Here is a 17,246-nt window from a genome sequence, read left to right on the forward strand (position 1 = left end):
CGTTGCTTCCGGGGCCGTGTCTGCTGCGCCGGAATTGAACATCAAGGGCCGGTTCTGCCGGCCCTTTTCACAGGTGCGATTGAATGCCCCAGCTGCCCGGTTACCCCGCCCATCCGCACCGCTTCCAAGTGCGCCCCGGCTTGTCGATGAGCTATCTCGACCAAGGCCCGCGCGATGGCGAGGTGGTGGTGATGGTCCACGGCAACCCGTCGTGGAGCTATTACTGGCGCACCCTGGTGGCCGGCCTCTCGGACAAGTACCGCTGCATCGTGCCGGACCATATCGGCATGGGCCTGTCGGACAAGCCCGATGATGCGCACTACGACTACACCCTGCAGTCGCGCGTGGATGATCTGGACGCGCTGCTCGCGCACCTGGGCATCACCGGCCCGGTGACCCTGGCCGTGCACGACTGGGGCGGCATGATCGGCTTCGGCTGGGCGCTGTCGCACCACGCGCAGGTCAAGCGCCTGGTGGTGCTCAACACCGCCGCCTTCCCGATGCCGGCCGCGAAGAAGATGCCGTGGCAGATCGCGCTGGGTCGCCACTGGAAGATTGGCGAGTGGCTCATCCGTACCTTCAACGCCTTCTCCTCCGGTGCTTCGTGGCTGGGCGTGGAACGGAAGATGCCGGCGGACGTACGCCACGCGTACGTGTCGCCGTACAACAGCTACGCCAACCGCATCAGCACCATCCGCTTCATGCAGGACATCCCGCTGTCACCGGCCGACAAGGCCTGGTCGCTGCTGGAGCGTTCCGGCCAGACCCTGCCCAGCTACGCCGACCGCCCGGCGTTCATCGGCTGGGGCCTGCGCGACTTCGTGTTCGACCATCACTTCCTGAAGGGCTTCGAGGCCGCGCTGCCGCAGGCGCAGGTGCACGCCTTCGAGGATGCCGGGCATTACGTGCTGGAGGACAAGCACGAGGTGCTGGTGCCGAAGATCCGCGCGTTTCTGGACGCGAATCCGATCTGATCGGCGTGACGACCCACGGTCGTCACCTACCATCAACCGGTAGGCACCCTCACCGGTAGAGCCGACCGTTGGTCGGCTGCTTTCCGGTCGGCTGCTTCCGCCCTCGCGCCATAACCCCGCCCCCCCCAACTACGCCGCGATCGGCGCCTGCGGCGCCGGCGAATTGCCGTTGTCATCGGGATGATCATCATCATTGCCCGCCTCGTCCCGCCAGCGCCAGTCGGCCAGGGTCAGCGCCGGCATGCCGTGCGCGATGCGCGCCTTGTCGCACTGCGGGCTGGCCTTGCCGTACTCCCACGAGGCGTCCACCTCACGGCACACGCTGGGGCGGTTGGGGTGGATGCTGCAGCGCGAATACACCCCGATCTCCGCATCCAGCGCCACGCAGTAGACCGGCTTGGACAGGGTGCCGCGCATGCACAGCCGGTGCGGGTCCAGCACCTGGGTGAGCTCGTGCGGGACGCCCCCCGGGGTGACCTCGTCCGATTCCATCCAGTGGAAGGCCACACGGTACTGGGTGCAGCAGGCGCCGCAGGTGAGGCAGGGATGGGGCATGGGGCACCGGCCTTGGGCGGCAGCGAAGCAGGAGGGAAGGGCGCGAATTTTCCACGCCAACGGCCGGCGCGCAAGAATTTTCTGCAGCGGCGACAATGAACGGATGAACAGCGCCATCAATATCGCCGCGCGCCTGCCCGAGCTGGCCCGTGAACGCCCCGACCAGATCGCCATCCGCTGCCCCGGCACGCCCGGGCCCGGCGGCATGGCGCGCTACGACGTCACCCTGGATTACCGCACCCTCAACGCCCGCAGCGATGCGATGGCGGCCGGGCTGGCCGCGCACGGCATCGGCCGCGGCGTGCGCGCGGTGGTGATGGTGCGGCCCTCGCCGGAATTCTTCCTGCTGATGTTCGCGCTGTTCAAGAACGGCGCGGTCCCGGTGCTGGTCGACCCGGGCATCGACAAGCGCGCGCTGAAGCAATGCCTGGACGAGGCCCAGCCGGAGGCCTTCATCGGCATCGGCCTGGCCCACGTGGCGCGCCTGGCGCTGCGCTGGTGCCGCTCTGCACGCCTGCTGGTGACCGTTGGCCGCCGCTGGGGCTGGGGTGGCACCACCCTGGCCCGGCTGGAAGCCCAGGGCGCCACGGTGGCGCCTGCGCTGGCCCCGACCGATGGCGAGGACGTCGCCGCGATCCTGTTCACCAGCGGCTCCACCGGCGTGCCCAAGGGCGTGGTCTACCGCCACCGTCATTTCGTGGGCCAGGTCGAGCTGCTGCGCGCCGCCTTCGGGATGGAGCCGGGTGGGGTCGACCTGCCGACCTTCCCGCCGTTCGCGCTGTTTGATCCGGCGCTGGGGCTGACCTCGGTAATCCCGGACATGGATCCGACCCGGCCGGCCCAGGCCGATCCGCGCAAGCTGCATGACGCGATCAACCGCTTTGGTGTCACCCAGCTGTTCGGCTCGCCGGCGCTGATGCGGGTACTGGCCGATCACGGCCAGCCGCTGCCCGGCGTGCGCCGGGTGACCTCGGCCGGGGCACCGGTGCCGCCGGACGTGGTCGCGCGGATCCGCCGCCTGCTGCCCGACGACGCCCAGTTCTGGACCCCCTACGGCGCTACCGAGTGCCTGCCGGTGGCGGTGATCGAAGGTCGCGAGCTGGAGAACACCCGCCAGGCCACCGAGGCCGGCGCCGGTACCTGCGTCGGCCGCGTGGTCGCGCCGAACCAGGTGCGCATCATCGCCATCGATGACGCGCCGCTGCCGGGCTGGTCGCAGGCCCGCGAGCTGGCCGCCGGCGAGGTCGGCGAGATCACCGTGGCCGGTCCCACCGCCACCGACAGCTACTTCAATCGCCCGCAGGCGACCGCGCAGGCGAAGATCACCGAGACCCTGACCGATGGCAGCACGCGGGTCGTGCACCGGATGGGCGATGTCGGCTATTTCGATGCGCAGGGGCGGCTGTGGTTCTGCGGGCGCAAGACCCAGCGCGTGGAAACCGCGCAGGGGCCGCTGTATACCGAGCAGGTCGAGCCGGTGTTCAACGCGCTCGATGGCCTCGCCCGCACCGCGCTGGTCGGCGTGGGTGCACCGGGCCGGCAGGTGCCGGTGCTGTGCTACGAGCTGCTGCCCGGTACCGTCGATTCCCCCGCGCTGGTCGAGCGGCTGCGCCGCGAGGCCGCCGCGCACGCGCATACCGCGCGCATCGAGCGCTTCCTGCTCCACCCGGGCTTCCCGGTCGACATCCGCCACAACGCCAAGATCGGCCGCGAGAAGCTCGCGGTCTGGGCCACCGCGCAACTGGAGCAGCACGCATGAAGATCCTCGTTACCGGTGGCGGCGGCTTCCTTGGCCAGGCCCTGTGCAAGGGGTTGATCGAGCGCGGCCACCAAGTGCTGGCGTTCAACCGCGGCCATTACCCTGCGCTGCAGGCGATGGGCGTGGGCCAGATCCGCGGCGACCTGGCCGATGCGCAGGCGGTGATGCACGCGGTGGCCGGGGTCGATGCGGTCTTCCACAATGGCGCCAAGGCCGGTGCCTGGGGCAGCTATGACAGTTACCACCAGGCCAACGTGGTCGGCACCGACAACGTCATCGCGGCCTGCCGCGCGCACGGCGTGGGCAAGCTGGTCTACACCTCCACGCCCAGCGTCACCCATCGCGCCACCCATCCGGTCGAGGGCCTGGGCGCCGATGAGGTGCCGTATGGCAAGAACTTCCAGGCGCCGTATGCGGCCACCAAGGCCATCGCCGAGCAACGCGTGCTGGCCGCCAACGATGCGCAGCTGGCTACCGTCGCGTTGCGGCCCCGGCTGATCTGGGGCCCGGGCGACCAGCAGCTGGTGCCGCGCCTGGCCGAGCGCGCCCGCGCCGGCCGCCTGCGCTTCGTGGGCGATGGGCAGAACAAGGTCGATACCACCTACATCGACAACGCCGCACTGGCCCACTTCCTCGCCCTGGAGCACCTGGCCCCGGGCGCGGCCTGCGCCGGCAAGGCGTACTTCATCTCCAACGGCGAGCCGCTGCCGATGCGCGAGCTGCTCAACAAGCTGCTGGCCGCCGTGGACGCCCCGCCGGTGACCCGGTCGATCAGCTTCAGGACCGCCTACCGGATCGGTGCGGTCTGCGAGCGGCTGTGGCCGCTGCTGCGCCTGCGCGGCGAGCCGCCGATGACCCGCTTCCTGGCCGAACAGCTGTGCACGCCGCACTGGTACAGCATGGAACCGGCGCGCCGGGACTTCGGCTATGTGCCCCGGGTCAGCATCGAAGAAGGGCTGCTGCGGCTGGCTTCTTCATCGAACGCACAGGAATCCATCACTCCCTGAACACCGCGGGTTGGTGAACATGGACCCACGCCAACTCCGGCACGCATCAACGCGAGGGTCGACATGCTGCATTACGCCGTCATCTTTTTTGTCATCGCCATCATCGCGGCGGTACTTGGTTTCTCGGGCATTGCCGGCGCTGCCAGCAACGTCGCCTGGATCCTGTTCGTCGTCTTCCTGATCCTGGCGGTGGTGTCGATGTTCCGCAAGCGGACCTAGTGTCCGGCGCGTCCCACGCCACCTCTCTCCGGCGTGGGACGCGCTGCGGAAACCACGACGGCCTGACATCGGCGACGATGATCAGGCCGTCGTTGCGATGGAGCTGCGCAGATCGCGCTCGTCGGCATGCCGGGCCATCGCCAGTTCCATCAGCCGCGTAATCAAGGCGGTGTAATCCAGCCCGCTGGCGGCCCACAACTTCGGGTACATGCTGATGCGGGTGAAGCCGGGCAGCGTGTTGATCTCATTGATCACCACCTCCCCAGCCGGGGTCAGGAACACATCCACCCTGGCCAGCCCCGCACAGTCCAGCGCCTGGTAGGCCCGCACCGCGATCTCCCGGATACGGGACTGCTCGGCATCGGTGATGGCCGCCGGCACCACGACGTCCGCACCGCTTTCGCTGATGTACTTGGTGTCGTAGGAATAGAAATCATCGTGCACGACCACCTCGCCGCAGACACTGGCCTCGGGGTGTTCATTGCCCAGCACGGCGCACTCGATCTCGCGGCCGGTGATCGCTGATTCCACCAGCGCCTTGTGATCGAACGACAGCGCCAGCGCGAGTGCGGTGTGGAACTCCGCCTCGCTGCGGACCTTGCTCACGCCCACCGAGGAGCCCTGGTTGGCCGGCTTCACGAACAGCGGCGTGCCCAGTTCGGCAACCAGCGCGGTGTAATCGGCCCGCGCCGCAGTGACCCGGTTGAAGCAGGCGAACGGTGCCACCACCAGACCGGCATCGCGCAGCAGGCGCTTGGCCACGTCCTTGTCCATCGCCACCGCCGAGCCCAGCACGCCGGAGCCGACGAAGGGCAGGTTGGCCATGCGCAGCAGGCCCTGCAGCGAGCCATCCTCGCCCAGCGTGCCGTGCACGATCGGGAACACCACGTCGATCTGCTCCAGCGCGATGGCCGGATCGGTCGGGACCAGCTGCTGCCGCTCCAGGCCGGGCCGCACCGCCACCGCATTGCCCGAGCGGTGCAGCGCGATCCGTGCGGGGTCGCTGGCGTTGAGCAGGAAGTCGCGCGGGTCGCTCACATGCCACTGGCCCTGCTTGTCGATCCCGATCAGGCTGACCTCGAAACGGCCCTTGTCCAGCGCATCGAGAATGTTCTTCGCCGATTGCAGCGAAACCTCGTGCTCGGCCGACCGGCCGCCGAAGATGATGCCTACCCGGGTCTTGCCCATGCCTGTTGCCGCTCCTGTCGCTGTGTTGGGGAGCCATAGCATGAACCGAGTCGGCGCCCGCGAAAACGCGTGTCCGGTGTCGATGTGGTGGGCACCTGGCGCGTGGCCAGGCGTGATGCCAGCGGACGCCCGCCGTTCAAGGGCGCGCGGTAGAATGCGGTGATGGCCCGTTCCCTGCTCTCTTCCCTCAAGCCGCTGGCTGGCAATGCGCTGCAGCTCACGCTCAACCGCGCACTGGCGCTGGACCCGGACACCCGCAGCGCGCTGGCCGCGCTGGATGGCCGCCACATCGCCCTGACCCTGGAATCGCCCGCGCTGGCGATGCGGATCGGGGTGGACGGTGAGCGGCTCACGGTCGGCCCGGTCGATCCGCAGCAGGAGCCGGACCTGGCCGTGCGCAGCACGCTGGGCGGGGTGCTGGCCCAGCTGCCGTTCCTGGCCAACGCCCGCCGTGGCGGTGATGCGCCGGCCGGGCGGGTCAAGGTCTCCGGTGATGCCGAACTGGCCCGCCGCCTGCAGCAGCTGGCGACCCGTTTCGATCCGGACTGGCAGCAGCCGTTCGTGCGCGTGTTCGGCGAGGTGATGGGCGTGCAGATCGCCAACACCCTGCGCTCGGCACTGCAGCACGCGCGCCGCGGCGCGTCCGACCTGGCGCACAGCGCCGCTGAATTTGTCACCGAGGAGTCGCGCGACGTGGTACCCCGAGCAGAACTGGATGCCTTCCACGACGATGTGGACGTGATGCGCGACGACGTTGAACGCATGGCCGTGCGCGTCCAGCGCCTGCGGCAGGTGGGCGCATGAAGGCGATCTTCCGGGCCAGCCGCATCGGCCGCATCATCCTGCGCTACCGCCTCGACGATCTGCTCCAGGGCACCCCGGCCGAACGCTGGCTGCGCCTGGCAAAACCGTTCGTGCCACGCGCCTCGGCCGACATCGCCGCACAGTCGCGCGGCGCGCGCCTGCGCCTGGCACTGCAGGACCTCGGCCCGATCTTCGTCAAGTTCGGCCAGATCCTCTCCACCCGCCGCGACCTGATCCCGGCCGATGTCGCCAACGAGCTCACCCTGCTGCAGGACCGGGTCAAGCCGTTCGATGGCGCCACCGCGCAGGCGATCGTCGAACGTGCGCTCGGCCGCCCGGTCAGCGAAGCGTTCGCCAGCTTCGATCTGCAGCCGCTGGCCTCGGCCTCGATCGCGCAGGTGCACGCGGCCACGCTGGCCGATGGACGCCAGGTGGTGGTCAAGGTGCTGCGCCCGGACATCGAAAAGCAGATCGACGCGGACATCGCCCTGCTGAAGTCGGCCGCCGCACTGATCGAACGCGCGCACCCGCGCGCCGACAAGATCCGCCCGCGCGAAGTGGTCGCCGAAGTTGAAAACACCCTGGCCGCCGAGCTGGATCTGCAGCGCGAAGGCGCCAATGCCAGCGTGCTGCGTCGCAACTGGATCGACTCGGACGATCTGTACGTACCGGAAGTGATCTGGAGCCATACCGCCGAGCGCGCGCTGACCCTGGAGCGCGTGTGGGGCATTCCGTCGGATGACATCGTCGCGCTGGACAAGGCCGGCATCGACCGCAAGGCGCTGGCCGCCAAGGGCGTGCGGGTGTTCTACACCCAGGTGTTCCGCGACAACTTCTTCCACGCCGACGCGCACGCCGGCAACATCTGGGTCGACACCGATCCGGCGCGCCGGGACAACCCGCGCTTCATCGCGCTGGATTTCGGCATCATGGGCCAGCTCTCCGAAGAAGATCAGTACTACCTGGCCGAGAACTTCATGGCCATCTTCAACAAGGATTACCGGCGCATGGCCGCGCTGCATGTCGAAGCCGGCTGGATGCCCAACAACGTGCGCATCGATGAGCTGGAAGCGGCCGCGCGCTCGGTGTGCGAACCCTATTTCACCCGCCCGCTGTCGCAGATCTCGCTGGCCGAGCTGCTGATCAAGCTGTTCCGGGTGGCCCAGCGTTACGAGCTCACGTTGCAGCCGCAGCTGATCCTGCTGCAGAAGACCCTGCTCAACATCGAAGGCGTCGGCCGTCAGCTCGATCCGGAACTGGATATCTGGGCGGTCGCACGGCCGGTGCTCGAACGCATCCTGCGCGAGCGTTACAGCCCGCGCCGCGTGCTCAAGGAAGTGCGCAAGCGCCTGCCTGAAATCATGACGCATACCCCGGACATGCCGCGTCTGATCCATGCCTGGCTGCGCCAGCAGGTGGAAGGCGACCACGAATTGTCGATGCGCTCGCGCGATCTGGCCGCGCTGAACGTCAGCGTGCAGAAGCTGCAGAAGCGCGCGGTGGCCGCAATCGCCGGCGTCGGCCTGATGATCGTCGCTGCGGTGCTGTATGGCCTGCAGCCGGGCGGCTGGTACTTCGGCGATGCCCCGGTGTGGAGCTGGGTGACCGGCGCGGCGGGCGTGTTCTCGCTGGCCAGTGCCTGGTGGCGCCGATGAGCGCGATCGAGCTGCAGGCCGAGGCCATCGCCGAGGTGCCGGCGGCGCTTCCGCCCCTGCAGCTGCTGCACTTGGACGACCAGCTCGCCGTGGTCAACAAGCCCGCCGGGCTGATGGTCCATGACAGCAAGCTTGCCCGGGGCGAAGACGACTTCCTCGCCGACCGCCTGCGCGAACAGCTCGGCAAGCCGATCTTCCTCGTCCACCGCCTGGACCGCGCCACCAGCGGCTGCCTGCTGCTCGCCTTTGATCGCGAAAGCGCCAGCGTGCTCGGCAAATCGCTGATGGGTGGGGACGTCACCAAGGATTATCTGGCGATCTGCCGTGGCTGGCCGGCCGACGAGGCCTTCACCGTCGATCACGACCTCGATGGTGGCCCGGGCAAACCGGTCAAGAAGCAGGCGATCACGCACTTCCAGCGCGTCGCCGTGGGCGAGATCGCCATTCCGATGGGCGGGTTCGAGACCTCACGTTACGCCCTGCTGCGCTGCCAGCCGCAGACCGGCCGGTTCCGTCAGATCCGCCGCCACCTCAAGCACCTCTCGCATCACCTGATCGGCGACACCAGCCACGGCGATGGCCGGCACAACCGCAGCTTCCGCATGCAGGGCATCCACCGCATGCTGCTGCACGCCGAGCGCCTGCGCTTCCCGCATCCGGACGGCACGCCGATGGACATCAGCGCGCCGGTGGACGGGGAGTTCCGCAAGGCGATGGATCTGTTTGGTTGGGACGTGCGATAGCCGACCAACGGTCGGCTCTACCGGTTATTTTTTTGCTGGCGCCGGTTCATTGACGATCGCTTCCAGGTCCTTCTGCAGATCCACGAACAGCGGCTGCATCTTGGCCTGGATCGCCACCATCACGTTCTGCATCAGCGCCGGCGTCTTGTCCAACAGGCTCTGCCCGGCCGAGCTCTCATAGAACTCGGCCATCGCCAGCACGTCTTCCTTGCTGAAGGTCTGCTTGTACAGATCCACGTACATCGGCCGCAGTTCCTTCCACGACAACGCCTGGCGCACCGTCTGGCTGGTCCGCTGCTCGATCCGCTGCAGCTGGGCCTGCTGTGTCGCATCCAGCTGACGCTGCTGGGCCACCTGCTGGAACTGCTGGCGCTGCATCGCCTCGATCTGCGGCAGCATCGTATCGAGCATGCTCTGCGCGCGCGAGGCGGCCAGCAGGCGGTTGATGTCGGCATCCGACGGCGGCGCGGCCAGGGCCGGCGCGATCGCGGCCAGGCCCATCGCCAGGGCCAGAGTGAGGCGGGTCAGGCCGCGGCGGGCCAGCGGGCGGATCAGTGACATGGCGGAGCATCCTGCGTTGCGTGGATTCCGGAGAATACCTGCGATGGCGTCATCAGGCCGTAATTGAGGACGTTATCGGCGACATCCACGCACGTTGCAGTCACCCGGCCGGCGGGTCCTCCCCTTACAATGCCGCCCATGGGCAACGGGCCAGTCACCATCAGCGCGCACCTGACGATTCCGGAGACGGAACTCGTCGAGCGCTTCGTGCGCGCCAGCGGTGCCGGTGGCCAGAACGTCAACAAGGTCTCCACCGCCGTCGAACTGCGCTTCGACGTGGCCGGCTCGCCTTCGTTGCCCGAGCCGTTGCGCGCGCGCCTGCTGGCCCGCCGCGACCGGCGCATGACCGGCGAAGGCGTGCTGGTCATCGATGCACAGCGTTTCCGTACCCAGGACCGTAACCGCGAGGACGCGCGCGATCGACTGGCCGCCTTCATCCAGGCGGGGCTGAGCGTGCCCAAGGCGCGCGTGGCCACCAAGCCGACCTACGGGTCGAAACTGCGTCGTCTGGACGCCAAAAAGGGGCGCGCGCAGATCAAGCGCGGGCGCACCACACGCAATTGGGAGTGATTGCTTGAACAACCGAAGTCCGCTGTTGCCGGTGGTTCCGCCGAACATGCCGCAGGTCAAACCGAACCGCTTCCTCCGCTGGCTGGCCCGCTGCACGCTGCGCCTGGGCGGCTGGAAAGTGACCGGCACCCTGCCGGACGTACCCAAGCTGGTCTTCATCATCGCCCCGCATTCGTCCAACTGGGACGGCTTCTGGGGCATGGCAGCGAAGATCGCACTGGGCATGCAGGTCAAGGTGCTGGGCAAGGCCTCGCTGTTCTGGTGGCCGCTGGGCCCGCTGCTGCGCAAGCTCGGCGTCATCCCGCTGGACCGCAGCTCACCGCAGGGCACCGTGGAGCAGGCGGTCAGCCTGATCCGTGGGTCGGATCGCCTGTGGTACGCGATCACCCCGGAGGGCACGCGCAAGGCGGTGCAGCACTGGAAGGCCGGCTTCCTCAAGATCGCGCGCATGGCCGATGTGCCGGTGCTGGCCGCGTACTTCCACTACCCGGAAAAGACCATCGGCATCGGCCCGCTGTTCCATCCCACCGGCAACGACGTGGCCGACATGGCGGCGATCCGCGAGTACTACCGCCCCTGGCAGGGCAAGACCCGCGGCACCGTCTGAGCGCCGCCGGGCGGGCCGGACGGGGCAGCCCCCACGGCCCGCACAGCCACGCGCCACGACCGGCACATGCCGCCTGCGGGCTTTGGGAGTAGGGTGACCGGCTGTGGGATTTTCCGTCCCGCGCCCTCATCCAAGGAGCCCGTTTCATGTCGCGTACCGTAGTTTTGGCCGCTGCCATCAGCCTGGCGCTGGCGGCCTGTTCCGGCAAGGAGTCCACCCCCGTGACCGATACCCAGCCCGCCCCGACCCAGCAGCCGGCCGATGCGTCCGCCAACCCGCTGTTGAGCGCCAGCACGCTGCCGTTCCAGGCGCCGCCGTTCGACAGGATCAAGGACAGTGACTACCTGCCGGCCTTCAACGAAGGCATGAAGCAGCACCTGGCCGAAGTCCGCAAGATCGCCGACAACCCCGAGCCGGCCACCTTCGACAACACCATCGAAGCGCTGGAGCGCAGCGGCGAGACCCTGACCCGCGTGTCGCGCATCTTCTTCGGCCTGGTCCAGGCCGACACCAACGATGCACGCCAGAAGGTGCAGGAAGAAGTCGCCCCGAAGCTGGCCGAGCACCAGGACGAGATCAACCTCGACCCGAAGCTGTTCGCCCGCATCAAGACCATCTACGACCAGCGCGATGCGCTGGGCCTGGACCCGGTGCAGAAGCGCCTGGTCGAACGTGACTACCAGGAGTTCGTGCGCGCCGGCGCGCAGTTGAACGATGCCGACAAGGCCTCGCTGCGCAAGCTCAACGTGGAAGAAACCACGCTGGCCACGCAGTTCCACACCCGCCTGGTGGCTGCGACCGCCGCCGGTGCCGTGGTCGTCGATGACAAGGCCAAGCTGGCCGGCCTGGACGAGGATGCGATCAACACCGCCGCCGCCGATGCCAAGGCCCGCAACCTCGATGGCAAGTACCTGCTGCCGCTGCAGAACACCACCCAGCAGCCGGTGCTCGGCTCGCTGAGCGACCGCGAGCAGCGTGCTGCCGTGCTGAAGGCCTCGGAAACCCGCGCCGAGAAGGGCGACGCCAACGACACGCGCGAAACCATCCAGCGCCTGGCCCAGCTGCGTGCGCAGAAGGCCAAGCTGCTCGGCTTCGAGAACTATGCCGCCTACAGCCTGGCCGACCAGATGGCCAAGACCCCGGCCGCCGCGCTCAAGCTGCTGACCGACACCGTGCCGGCCGCCACCGCCAAGGCGCGTGGCGAGATCAGCGAAATGCAGAAGGTGATCGATGCGCAGAAGGGCGGTTTCAAGCTCGCTGCCTCCGATTGGGACTTCTACGCCGAGCAGGTGCGCAAGGCGCAGTACGACCTGGACGAATCGCAGATCAAGCCGTACTTCGAGATGGACAACGTGCTGCAGAACGGCGTCTTCTACGCCGCCACGCAGCTGTACGGCATCACCTTCAAGCCGCGTACCGACATCCCCACCTACCACCCGGACATGAAGGTCTACGAAGTGTTCGACAAGGACGGCACCTCGCTGGCCCTGTTCTACACCGACTACTTCAAGCGTGACAGCAAGTCCGGCGGCGCCTGGATGGATGTGTTCGTCGAACAGGACGGCCTGACCGGTGCCAAGCCGGTGGTCTACAACGTGTGCAACTTCACCAAGCCCGCCGCCGGCCAGCCCGCGCTGCTGAGCTTCGATGACGTGACCACGATGTTCCATGAGTTCGGCCATGCGCTGCACGGCATGTTCTCGAAGGTGAAGTACCCGTCCATCGCCGGTACCAGCACCTCGCGCGATTTCGTCGAGTTCCCCTCGCAGTTCAACGAGCATTGGGCGCTGGACCCGAAGGTCTTCGCCAACTACGCCAAGAACTACAAGACCGGCGAGCCGATGCCGCAGGCGCTGGTCGACAAGATCCTCAAGGCCCGCACCTTCAACCAGGGCTATGCGACCACCGAGTACCTCTCGGCCGCCCTGCTCGACCTGGCCTGGCACACCCAGCCGGCCGACGCCAAGCTGCAGGACGTCGCGCCGTTTGAAGCGGCCGCGCTGAAGAAGTTCAAGGTCGACCTGCCGCAGGTGCCGCCGCGCTACCGCACCAGCTACTTCGATCACATCTGGGGTGGCGGGTATTCGTCCGGTTACTACGCCTACTTCTGGGCCGAAGTGCTCGACCACGACGCCTTCGAGTGGTTCAAGGAGAACGGCGGCCTGACCCCGGAGAACGGCCAGGTGTTCCGCGACAAGATCCTCTCGCGCGGCAACAGCGTGGAGCTGGCGGATCTGTACCGCGAGTTCCGCGGCAAGGATCCGTCGGTGGAGCCGCTGCTGGTCAATCGTGGCCTGAAGTAATCGCGGCATCCCGGTAGGTACCGACCGTTGGTCGGTACGCTTGCCACCGGTACACGCTGAAACGAAAACGGCAGGGGAAACCCTGCCGTTTTTTTTGGGTTGCTGCTCCGCTGAGCCGGGTCGCTGGGGCGGGCACTGGGCCCCTATACCCTTTCCGGCGAATGTCCTCCGGCGTCGGCCTGCGGCCGCCCCCTCCCCCTTTATTTCGCCTCCAAGGGCATAGGGGCCCAGCGCCCGCCCCACCGACCCCGCGCCTCACGTCCCCACGTGCACGCCTTCGGCGATCTCACTGCACCCCAGGTGATCGAGCGCGATCTCCAGCGCGTGCATGTAACTCTGCGCGCAGTAGCCGCGCGCCACGCCGATGCGCTGGCCCACATCCGCTGGCAAGCACGCTTCCGGTGCGCGCGCATCGTCGTCGTGCACTTCCACGTAGGCGTTGTGCAGATGCGGCAGCAGGCGCTGCAGGCGCGCGCTGTTCACGCACGCACCCGGATCGAGCAGGGTGACTTCGCCACGGCTGTGATCGGCCACGCGCAGGGCGTCCAGCAACTCCTGCTCCGAGCCGCACGCGCGGATCGCCACCGTGGTGCCCGCATCGATCGCACGGTGCACCAGGGATTTCAGGACCAGCGCCGGCAGCGGCTGCGCGGCACGGATCAGCTGCCCGGCCGCCTCCGGCCCGCGGATGATGAAGATCGACATGGCTCAGCCCTCCACGGCCTGCAGGCGATGGGCGGCGATCGCCAGCGACAGGCGACACGCATCCTGGCGGCCGCTGCTGCAGACCACCCGCGCGGCCGGGGCGTGCTGCGGATGCAGGTGCTCGTCCAGCGCGTCGTCGTCGTTGCTGGCCATCTCGATGTACGGCGCTGGCAGGTCCTCCAGCGCGGTGCGCAGCGCCTGGCCATAACGAGCCCACTGCGGTGCATCGACCGCTGCGGTGGCGATCAGGACCAGCGCCGGGCGGCTGCGCTGGGCACGCTGCAGACAGCGCACCAGGGCCGGCAGGGAGTCGCAGTCGCGGCAGGCCAGGCGGTGCCCGGCGACCCGCGCAGGCAGCGGCGACGCGTCCGGCACGGCGTTCGACGGTGTGTGCCGGATCAGCAGGATGGTCATGGAGCGTCTCTTCGAAGCGCCCTTCGGCGCGGTGTCGCCACGATGCGGCCGCGCCCCGTAAAACCGCGATGCCGACCGGGCGGCCCCTGCGTAAACAGTGCGTAGCTTTTTCAGCGCGGGGCAGGGAACTTGCCCGCCGTCCATTCGGTCACAGCCACACACTTCCTGGAGCGCCCGTATGGACACCCCCGCCGCCGCTGCCCCCAACGACCACCGCCTGCTGCGCTGGCTCAAGAAAGAAGCGCTGCCGCTGCTGGTCATGCTCGGCCTGCTCGCCGCGGCGCGCGACACCCTGGCCAACCACTACCAGGTGCCCAGCGGCTCGATGCAGCACACGCTGATGCCGGGCGACCGGGTGGTGGTGGACATGCGCGCCTACGGCGTGCGCCTGCCGTTCACCTCGGTGGAGCTGCTGCACACCGGCCAGCCGCAGCGCGGTGACGTGGCGGTGTTTAATTCCCCGCAGGACGGCACCCGGCTGATCAAGCGCATTGCGGCGGTCGGCGGGGATCGGGTCGAGCTGCACGACGGTCACCTGAGCATCAACGGCCGTCCGCTGGCCCAGGCCGGGGTGGGTGAGATCGAGGACTTCGGCCAGCATCTGGCGCAGCTGGATCTGGGCCAGGGCGGTGGCCCGGACATCACCGGCCTGACCGTACCCGCCGGGCAGGTGCTGATGCTCGGCGACCACCGCGGCAACAGTGCCGACGGCCGCTTCTTCGGCCTGGTCCAGGCCAGCGCGCTGTACGGCAAGGCCTCGCATGTTTACTACCGGCGCGGCGAAGGCCTGACCTGGCAGACGCTGTAATCCGGGCCGCGAACTGAATCGATATCTGCAACGTCTCGATTCAGACCTATCAGGTTATGGATCGACCTGTCCGCGCTGCCTATCCTGAGCGCTGACTCCTCGCTCCGGCCCACGCACGCGGGCCTTACCGGCATGAATGGCGACACCGCAGCGGTCCCCGACCGCAGCCCCCCGGCCACCACCAGCGCAGCGGCGGCCGGCGATCAGATCCAGCAGGGCACCCCGGCCTTCCGGCGCACGGCGGCCGCGCTGTTCCTGGCCGGCTTCTCCACCTTCGGGCTGCTCTACACAGTGCAGCCGCTGCTGCCCGAATTCAGTCGCCACTTCGGCGTCTCCGCAGCCAACAGCGCGCTGACCCTGTCGCTGAGCACCGGTCTGCTGGCGGTCTCGATGCTGATCGCGGGATTGATCTCCGACCGCATCGGCCGCCGCAGCGTGATGGTCGCGGCGTTGCTGGCGTCGAGCGTATTGTCTGTCGCCACCGCGATGGTGGATGACTGGACTACGCTGCTGGTGCTGCGCACGCTGCTCGGCATCGCGCTCAGTGGCGTACCGGCGGTGGGCATGACTTACCTCGCCGAGGAAATGGACAGCCGCGCGCTGGGCCTGGCGATGGGCCTGTACATCGGCGGCAATGCGATCGGCGGCATGAGTGGTCGTCTCATCGCGGGCATCGTCGCCGACCATTGGGGCTGGCGCTGGGGCATTGGCGTGGTCTCGCTGATCGCGCTGCTCAGTACCGTGCTGCTGTGGATCCAGCTGCCGCCCTCGCGCCACTTCCAGAGCCGCCGTGGCGGCCTGCGCGAACTGCCGGCGCGCTGGCGCAGCCTGTTCGGCGATCCCGGTCTGCCGTGGCTGTTCGCGACCGCCTTCGTGCTGATGGGCGTGTTCGTCACCCTCTACAACTACCTCGGCTTCCACCTGCTGGCGCCGCCGTATGGCCTCAGCCAGACCGTGGTCGGTTTGATCTTCAGCGTGTATCTGGTCGGCACCTTCAGCTCGGCGTGGATGGGGCAGCAGGCCAACCGCCATGGCCGCAGCCGCGTGCTGGCGATCTGCTACGGATTGATCGCGCTGGGCATCGTGCTGCTGGCGATGCCGTGGCTGGGCTGCATGGCGGCCGGCATCGCGCTGGTGACGTTCGGCTTCTTCGGCGGCCACTCGGTGGCCAGCAGCTGGGTTGGCAGCCGCGCCGGTGCGATGCGCGCCGAAGCGTCCGCCCTGTATTTGTTCGCCTACTACCTGGGCTCCAGCGTGGCCGGCGTGCTCGGCGGCGTGTTCTACACCCGCTGGGACTGGCTGGGCGTGTGCGGCTTCGTCGGCGTACTGACCGTGGCCGGTGGCGTGATCGCCTGGCGCCTGGGCCAGCGCGTGCAACCGGGTACCGCTACGCTCGCGCTCAGCCGCTGACACCCTGCAGCAGCCGGGTGAAGTGACCGATCAAGGGCGACGCCGCACCGCGTCGGCAGGCGACGTGCACTTCGGAACTGGCCGCGCGATCACTGAGTGCGACGAAGCGCGCGCCGTCCACTTGGATATGGCAGCACGAGGCAGGCAGTACCGTTACCCCCAGCCCCGAGGCCGCCAGGCTGATCAGCGTCGAGGCTTCCCCTGCCTCCTGCACGATGCGTGGGGTGAACCCCGCGCTGCGGCACAGCGCGATGACATGATCGTGGATGCCCGCACCCACCTCGCGCAGGAAACCGACAAACGGCTCATGCGCGAACAGCCGCAGCGCCACCGCCGCATCGGCCGGCAACTCACGCACCAGCGGATGCTGATCGTGCACCACCAGCGCAAGTGGATCACTGAAGAGCTTGCGAGACATCAGCGGCGCGGGCAGGGCACGTTTGCGGATCAACCCGACATCCAGCTCGCCGGCCATCAGCGCATCGATCTGCTGCAGGGTGTTCATCTCGCGCAGTTTCAACTGCACCTGCGGGAATTGCTGACGGTAGGCGAAGATCGCGCGCGGAATCTGCGTGGACAGCGGCGTGGCCCGGGTCAGCCCGATGCGCAGCTCACCGGTTTCCCCGCGCTGCGCGCGCTGGGTCAGATCGATCGCGGTCTCCACCCGCGCCAGCACCTCACGCGCCTGCTCCTGCAGCACGCGACCGGCGTCGGTCAGTTCCACCCGGCGGTTCGCGCGCAGGAACAACCGCGCGCCGAGCAGTGTTTCCAGCTGGCGGATCTGCTGGCTGAGCGGCGGCTGCGACATCCCCAGCCGCTCGGCCGCGCGGCCGAAGTGCAGCGTCTCTGCGACGGCCAGGAAGTAGCGTAGGTGGCGGAGTTCGATGGACATGGGGGGATTATGGCGTTCGGTTTGCCAATTGTCTGATTGCCTGGCCGACGATGGATGGCGGTCTCGTCGTAT

18 protein-coding genes are annotated in these 17,246 nt (G+C 68.2%); 12 read left to right on the forward strand and 6 right to left on the reverse strand.

Annotation, left to right across the window (positions count from 1 at the left end):
* Positions 1-83 precede the first annotated feature (83 nt).
* Entirely contained in the window at positions 84-974 is an 891-nt protein-coding gene (locus tag C0R07_RS10195) for an alpha/beta fold hydrolase (protein WP_070474251.1), read from the forward strand.
* Positions 975-1,103: 129 nt separating this feature from the next.
* Here C0R07_RS10195 and C0R07_RS10200 read toward each other — a convergent pair whose 3' ends face one another.
* On the reverse strand, positions 1,104-1,529 hold the full coding sequence (locus tag C0R07_RS10200) for a YkgJ family cysteine cluster protein (RefSeq protein WP_019184876.1): 426 nt from the start codon (positions 1,527-1,529) through the stop codon (positions 1,104-1,106).
* Positions 1,530-1,632: 103 nt separating this feature from the next.
* On the opposite strand from C0R07_RS10200, the gene oleC reads away from it, so the two are divergent.
* The 3 genes from oleC to C0R07_RS10215 all read left to right on the forward strand — a co-directional run bounded on the left by oleC (position 1,633) and on the right by C0R07_RS10215 (position 4,514).
* Positions 1,633-3,288, forward strand: a complete 1,656-nt coding sequence (oleC, locus tag C0R07_RS10205) for an olefin beta-lactone synthetase (RefSeq protein ID WP_102788815.1) — start codon at positions 1,633-1,635, stop codon at positions 3,286-3,288.
* Positions 3,285-4,295, forward strand: coding sequence for a 2-alkyl-3-oxoalkanoate reductase (gene oleD / locus C0R07_RS10210; RefSeq protein ID WP_102788816.1), 1,011 nt, complete (start codon positions 3,285-3,287; stop codon positions 4,293-4,295). The genes oleC and oleD overlap by 4 nt, the downstream gene beginning before the upstream one ends.
* Positions 4,296-4,358: 63 nt before the next feature.
* A complete protein-coding gene (locus C0R07_RS10215) occupies positions 4,359-4,514 on the forward strand; it encodes a DUF1328 domain-containing protein (RefSeq protein ID WP_019184873.1) in 156 nt (51 codons plus the stop codon).
* An 81-nt stretch (positions 4,515-4,595) separates the two neighbouring features.
* On the opposite strand, the gene ddlA is transcribed toward C0R07_RS10215, so the two are convergent.
* Complete coding sequence (gene ddlA, locus C0R07_RS10220; RefSeq protein ID WP_102788817.1) at positions 4,596-5,702, reverse strand: D-alanine--D-alanine ligase; 1,107 nt, start codon at positions 5,700-5,702, stop codon at positions 4,596-4,598.
* 162 nt (positions 5,703-5,864) lie between these two features.
* On the opposite strand from ddlA, the gene C0R07_RS10225 reads away from it, so the two are divergent.
* The 3 genes from C0R07_RS10225 to C0R07_RS10235 are packed head-to-tail and all read left to right on the forward strand — an operon-like array spanning position 5,865 to position 8,904.
* Positions 5,865-6,506, forward strand: a complete 642-nt coding sequence (locus C0R07_RS10225) for a ubiquinone biosynthesis accessory factor UbiJ (RefSeq protein ID WP_019184871.1) — start codon at positions 5,865-5,867, stop codon at positions 6,504-6,506.
* Positions 6,503-8,161 carry a ubiquinone biosynthesis regulatory protein kinase UbiB gene (gene ubiB, locus C0R07_RS10230; protein ID WP_102788818.1) on the forward strand — a complete coding sequence of 553 codons (1,659 nt, stop codon included), beginning with the start codon at positions 6,503-6,505 and terminating at the stop codon, positions 8,159-8,161. The genes C0R07_RS10225 and ubiB overlap by 4 nt, the downstream gene beginning before the upstream one ends.
* A complete protein-coding gene (locus tag C0R07_RS10235; RefSeq protein ID WP_046272360.1) occupies positions 8,158-8,904 on the forward strand; it encodes a pseudouridine synthase in 747 nt (248 codons plus the stop codon). Before ubiB ends, C0R07_RS10235 begins: the two co-directional genes overlap by 4 nt.
* 24 nt (positions 8,905-8,928) lie before the next feature.
* On the opposite strand, the gene C0R07_RS10240 is transcribed toward C0R07_RS10235, so the two are convergent.
* On the reverse strand, positions 8,929-9,465 hold the full coding sequence (locus C0R07_RS10240) for a DUF2059 domain-containing protein (protein WP_102788819.1): 537 nt from the start codon (positions 9,463-9,465) through the stop codon (positions 8,929-8,931).
* 138 nt (positions 9,466-9,603) lie between these two features.
* Here C0R07_RS10240 and arfB point away from each other — a divergent pair, with 138 nt between their 5' ends.
* The 3 genes from arfB to dcp all read left to right on the forward strand — a co-directional run bounded on the left by arfB (position 9,604) and on the right by dcp (position 12,945).
* On the forward strand, positions 9,604-10,035 hold the full coding sequence (gene arfB / locus C0R07_RS10245; RefSeq protein WP_019184867.1) for an alternative ribosome rescue aminoacyl-tRNA hydrolase ArfB: 432 nt from the start codon (positions 9,604-9,606) through the stop codon (positions 10,033-10,035).
* Between the two features lie 46 nt (positions 10,036-10,081).
* A complete protein-coding gene (locus C0R07_RS10250) occupies positions 10,082-10,642 on the forward strand; it encodes a lysophospholipid acyltransferase family protein (RefSeq protein WP_235318846.1) in 561 nt (186 codons plus the stop codon).
* A 146-nt stretch (positions 10,643-10,788) separates the two neighbouring features.
* Positions 10,789-12,945 carry a peptidyl-dipeptidase Dcp gene (dcp, locus tag C0R07_RS10255; protein ID WP_019184865.1) on the forward strand — a complete coding sequence of 719 codons (2,157 nt, stop codon included), beginning with the start codon at positions 10,789-10,791 and terminating at the stop codon, positions 12,943-12,945.
* Positions 12,946-13,200: 255 nt separating this feature from the next.
* Here dcp and C0R07_RS10260 read toward each other — a convergent pair whose 3' ends face one another.
* Both C0R07_RS10260 and C0R07_RS10265 read right to left on the reverse strand, forming a co-directional pair.
* A complete protein-coding gene (locus C0R07_RS10260) occupies positions 13,201-13,650 on the reverse strand; it encodes a 3-dehydroquinate dehydratase (protein ID WP_102788820.1) in 450 nt (149 codons plus the stop codon).
* A 3-nt stretch (positions 13,651-13,653) separates the two neighbouring features.
* Positions 13,654-14,064: a hypothetical protein gene (locus C0R07_RS10265; protein ID WP_046272279.1), complete on the reverse strand. Its 411-nt coding sequence runs from the start codon at positions 14,062-14,064 to the stop codon at positions 13,654-13,656.
* Positions 14,065-14,242: 178 nt separating this feature from the next.
* On the opposite strand from C0R07_RS10265, the gene lepB reads away from it, so the two are divergent.
* Together lepB and C0R07_RS10275 are read left to right on the forward strand one after the other, a co-directional pair.
* Positions 14,243-14,872, forward strand: coding sequence for a signal peptidase I (lepB, locus tag C0R07_RS10270; protein ID WP_070474267.1), 630 nt, complete (start codon positions 14,243-14,245; stop codon positions 14,870-14,872).
* A gap of 132 nt (positions 14,873-15,004) precedes the next feature.
* Positions 15,005-16,282 carry an MFS transporter gene (locus C0R07_RS10275; RefSeq protein WP_046272283.1) on the forward strand — a complete coding sequence of 426 codons (1,278 nt, stop codon included), beginning with the start codon at positions 15,005-15,007 and terminating at the stop codon, positions 16,280-16,282.
* Here the strand turns inward: C0R07_RS10275 and C0R07_RS10280 are convergent.
* Positions 16,272-17,174: a LysR substrate-binding domain-containing protein gene (locus C0R07_RS10280; RefSeq protein WP_102788821.1), complete on the reverse strand. Its 903-nt coding sequence runs from the start codon at positions 17,172-17,174 to the stop codon at positions 16,272-16,274. The two genes, C0R07_RS10275 and C0R07_RS10280, sit on opposite strands and share 11 nt — an antisense overlap.
* Between the last annotated feature and the right edge of the window lie 72 nt (positions 17,175-17,246).

The organism is Stenotrophomonas bentonitica (genome assembly GCF_002887735.1).
GTDB classification, from domain to species: Bacteria; Pseudomonadota; Gammaproteobacteria; order Xanthomonadales; family Xanthomonadaceae; genus Stenotrophomonas; species Stenotrophomonas bentonitica_A.